General features: G+C 63.4%; 1 protein-coding gene, 2 pseudogenes and 1 riboswitch. All 3 genes and pseudogenes read left to right on the forward strand.

Going from position 1 to position 4018, the window contains the following annotated elements; translation table 11 throughout:
* Positions 1–496: 496 nt before the first annotated feature.
* Positions 497–617: riboswitch (SAM riboswitch) on the reverse strand.
* Positions 618–813: 196 nt separating this feature from the next.
* Positions 814–1851, forward strand: a pseudogene (locus tag ACLP9N_RS29720) (serine/threonine-protein kinase); the annotation flags it as partial.
* A 123-nt stretch (positions 1852–1974) separates the two neighbouring features.
* Positions 1975–2625: pseudogene (locus tag ACLP9N_RS29725) on the forward strand (sensor domain-containing protein); the annotation flags it as partial.
* 167 nt (positions 2626–2792) lie between these two features.
* The coding region (locus ACLP9N_RS29730; protein ID WP_442410726.1) for an AAA family ATPase at positions 2793–4018 on the forward strand (1226 nt) is incomplete at its 3' end.

Raw genomic sequence — 4018 nt, forward strand, 5'->3', positions numbered from 1 at the left:
AGCGATGGTCGAAATGCTCTGGTTGTGCTCACGTGTGCCACTCGGGTGACCCGGTCTGGCGACGAGTGGAGCACCGCACTCTCCGCAGAAATGTTGACCTTCAAGGTTTTCGTGGCCCTTCGGACAGATCGCCATGGCCCCCACACCCCTCTACGCGGTATCGGCGATTAAAGATTGCGCTTCCCTGATCACGCTTTGAAAGGGTCTTTCGGCCCCTGAGGCCGCGAGTCGGGTTCTGATGATCGCGCTCATCGCGTGGGCTTCCTGGCTTCCCCGGCGGGGACCATCAGCGATCCACTCGTGCCGATCCTGCTGCCGTTCGCCAAAGAGGCCCATACACATTTCCGCCGTTTTCGGCCTGGCAAGCCAGTACGCCCCCTAATCAGGATCGGCGTATTCGGGGAAAAGGACTCGCCAGTAGTGCTGATACGGCTGTTCGTAGGCCTGATGTGTGGACATAGTTGCTCCTGCCCTGCAGGGCGGCATCCCAAGCAATGCTCCCGTCTTGGCGCGTAGCAGGGTTCGCTACAAGCCCCGGCCTTCTCCGAAGGGCACCGTGCCGGTAGCGCGGTTGCCGTCCGCTCACGTTCGGAGGCGTGCGAGCGAATCTCTTGGCCTGGATTAAGAATACCGAGGCCGGGCGACGAGACACTTATCACCGCGAGCACTTCGCTGAGCAAGTCGCCAGCTCCCGTGCATCCTGGACAGCTTTGGGTCGAGGGCCCTGCAGCTGGCTGGTACCCGAAAAGAATCGGGGAAGACGAGCCTGCTGAACAGAACCACAGCTTTGCCAGAAACCCCTAGTATTCGTCCATGCCGTTGACCAACGGTCAGACTTTCGCCGGGTACACGGTCATTCGCCTGCTGGGGTCAGGTGCGATGGGCGAGGTCTATCTTGCCCAGCATCCACGCCTGCCGCGCCAGGACGCGCTCAAAGTGCTGTCGGCCGATGTGTCTGGCGATGCCGACTACCGGGCCCGTTTCGCTCGCGAGGCCGACCTGGTGTCCACGCTGTGGTACCCGAATATCGTCGGCGTCCACGACCGTGGGGAAGAGGATGGTCAACTATGGATCTCAATGGACTTTGTCGACGGGTTCGACGCAGCCCGGCTCCTAGCCGATCGCTACCCGGCTGGAATGCCAGTCGAGGAAGTCACCCGCATCGTCACGGCGGTCGCCAGCGCGCTGGATTACGCCCACAAACAAGGCCTGCTACACCGCGACATCAAACCAGCCAACATCATGATGACCCATCTCGACGACGAGGGTGAGCAACGAATCCTCCTGACCGACTTCGGGATAGCCCGCAACGTCAACGACATCAGTGGACTGACGAAGACGAACATGACTGTGGGCACGGTGGCCTACTGTGCCCCCGAGCAATTGCTGGGTGAGGAGATCGACGGGCGGGCAGACCAGTACTCGTTGGCGGCCACCGCCTACCACTTTCTGACCGGTTCTCAACTATTTCCGAACTCTAATCCCGCAGTCGTCATCAGCCGCCACCTCAACTCGCCGCCACCGGAATTGGCGGACAGCCGACCGGAGCTTGCCAAGCTTGACCCGGTTCTCGCCATCGGCCTGGCCAAACGACCCCAGGACCGGTTCCAACGCTGCTCTGACTTCGCGCGGGCCCTCAGCGAACAAATCAACCCGGCCGGTGCGCCGACGCAGGCGGCCCCTGTTAGCCCGGCACCGGTTGGCACCGCTGCGCCCGAGGAAGATGCAGCGCCGTCTCGGAATGACCGAGGTGACCAAAAGACAAGAAAGTCTCGGCTGATCGGCGTTTCCGCAGCAGTCGTTGCGGTACTCCTCACTGCCGGGATGATTGTCATCTGGCGACCGTGGGAGCACCAGGCCACATCGATTTCAAGGCAATCGCCCGGGCCCTCGGGCTTGACAACACCACCCCAAACAACCCCCATGCCGACGACTGCCCAGCCGCCACCACCGTCATTCTCGCCGAAGGCGATCGACCAGGTGTTGCTGACCGCCGACCAGCTCACCAAAGTGCTTGGGACCAAAGTCAGTAGCGACCCATCCGGCGGCGGGCCGGGTGGCCTCGCGCTAAATTCTTCGTCTTACGGGATGCCGGACCATTCGGGCCAGGTCACCCCTCGGTCATGCGTCGGGGTGGTCTTTACGGGCGAGCATGACGTCTACGCCCCCGCCGGGCCCTCCGAAATCAAGACTCAGACCTTTGGAACGCCATATGGGATAAACGAAGGCAGGCCGCACCTTGTCCAGCAGACTGCGGCAGTGTTTCCTTCCGCCGAAGGGGTTCAACAGTTTCTGGCCTCCTCAGAAGGCACGTGGAAAGCCTGTGCGAGCGGAAAGGTTGATGCGACCTTCGGCTATGAAAGCGGCGCGGGTTACACCTTCGGTGAGGTCCTCGGTCGAAATGACATGATCACCCTCGCGATGGCGTCCACCACCAATGTTGGTCCAACTAATGGAGCGGACGCTTGCCAGCAGGCATTGGGTGCGCGAGAAAACGTCGTCGTTGAAGTCCGCACCTGCGAGGCCCCCAGTTTGCCCTCACCACCGAATTCACCTGACCTTGCCTGGGCGGTCCCTGACGCCGAACGGGTAGCCAGAGCGATGCTCGAAAACGTCAAGCCCTGACACGTGCAGCGACTGCTTGGCCCACGTCTCGAAATAGACGACATATGAGGGTCTCAAAACTCTGTGTCGGAATCACCGTGAACAACCGACGGCCCCTTGCGGAGTGTGTAACCGCCTATCCTTGGAGCACCCCGCAAACGTTGGGGCCGGGATCGGCGGAGGGTCGGATGACGGCCATAGCAGCGTGCCGGACGTGTGGCACTGAGCCGCGTGAGGGCGCTCGATTCTGTGACGGTTGTGGCTCACCGGTCCAAGACGGCGATACCCGGGCGGAGTACAAGCAGGTCACGGTTCTGTTCGCCGATGTTGTTCATTCGATGGACATCGCCGCAGCGGTGGGCGCAGAGCGGCTTCGCGAGATCATGGCCGGGTTGGTTGACCGGGCCGCTGCAGTGGTGCGCCGGTACGGCGGCACACTCGACAAGTTCACCGGCGATGGGATCATGGCGGTGTTCGGTGCCCCGGTGGCGTTGGAGGACCACGCTATCCGTGCTTGTCTTGCGGCGCTGGGTGTTCAGGAGGAGGCGAAGCGGCTTGCCGTCGATGTCCGAAACCGCGACGGTGTGGATCTGCAGTTGCGCGTCGGGCTGAACTCCGGTGAGGTGATCGCCGGGGAGATCGGTTCGGGACCCTTCGGTTACACCGCCGTCGGGGAGCAAGTCGGCATGGCCCAGCGGATGGAATCGGCGGCCCCGCCGGGTGCGGTGATGCTCAGCGCATCGACAGCGCGACTTGTCGATGGGGCTGCGACTCTCGGCAAGCCAGAGCTGGTGCAGATCAAGGGCGCCGACGAGCCGGTAGCGGCCCAGCGGCTGTTGGGCATGGCAGAACGGCATCCCGCTCTTGGGCGTGTTGAGTCGAATCTGGTCGGTCGGCGGTGGGAGATGTCCGCCGTCGAGGGCTTGTTGGATCGCGCCGTCGATGGCCATGGCGCGGTGGTCGCCGTGGTGGGGCCACCGGGCATCGGGAAGAGCCGTCTGGTGCGCGAGGTGGCGGCGATCGCGGGTCGCCGTGGCGTGGAGGTGTTCACCACCTTCTGCGAGTCGCACACCAGCCAGGTCCCCTTCTATGCCGTGGCGCGGCTGCTGCGCGCGGCCGCCGGCGTCGAGGGTCTTGACGGGCAGACCGCCCGCGACCAGGTGCGCGACCGCGTTCCCGACGCAGACCCCGAGGATTTGGTGCTCTTCGACGATCTGCTGGGCATCGCCGATCCCGAGGTGGTGTTGCCCAAGATCGATCCGGATGCCCGGCGGCGGCGACTGACCGCACTGGTCAACACCGCATCCCTGGCCCGAAAGTCCCCGGCGGTCTATGTCATCGAGGACGCGCACTGGATCGATGAGGTCAGCGAGTCGATGCTGGCCGATTTTCTGGCGGTGATCCCGCAGACGCC

Origin of the sequence: Mycobacterium sp. (assembly GCF_052144515.1) — a bacterium.
Taxonomy (GTDB): Bacteria; Actinomycetota; Actinomycetes; order Mycobacteriales; family Mycobacteriaceae; genus Mycobacterium.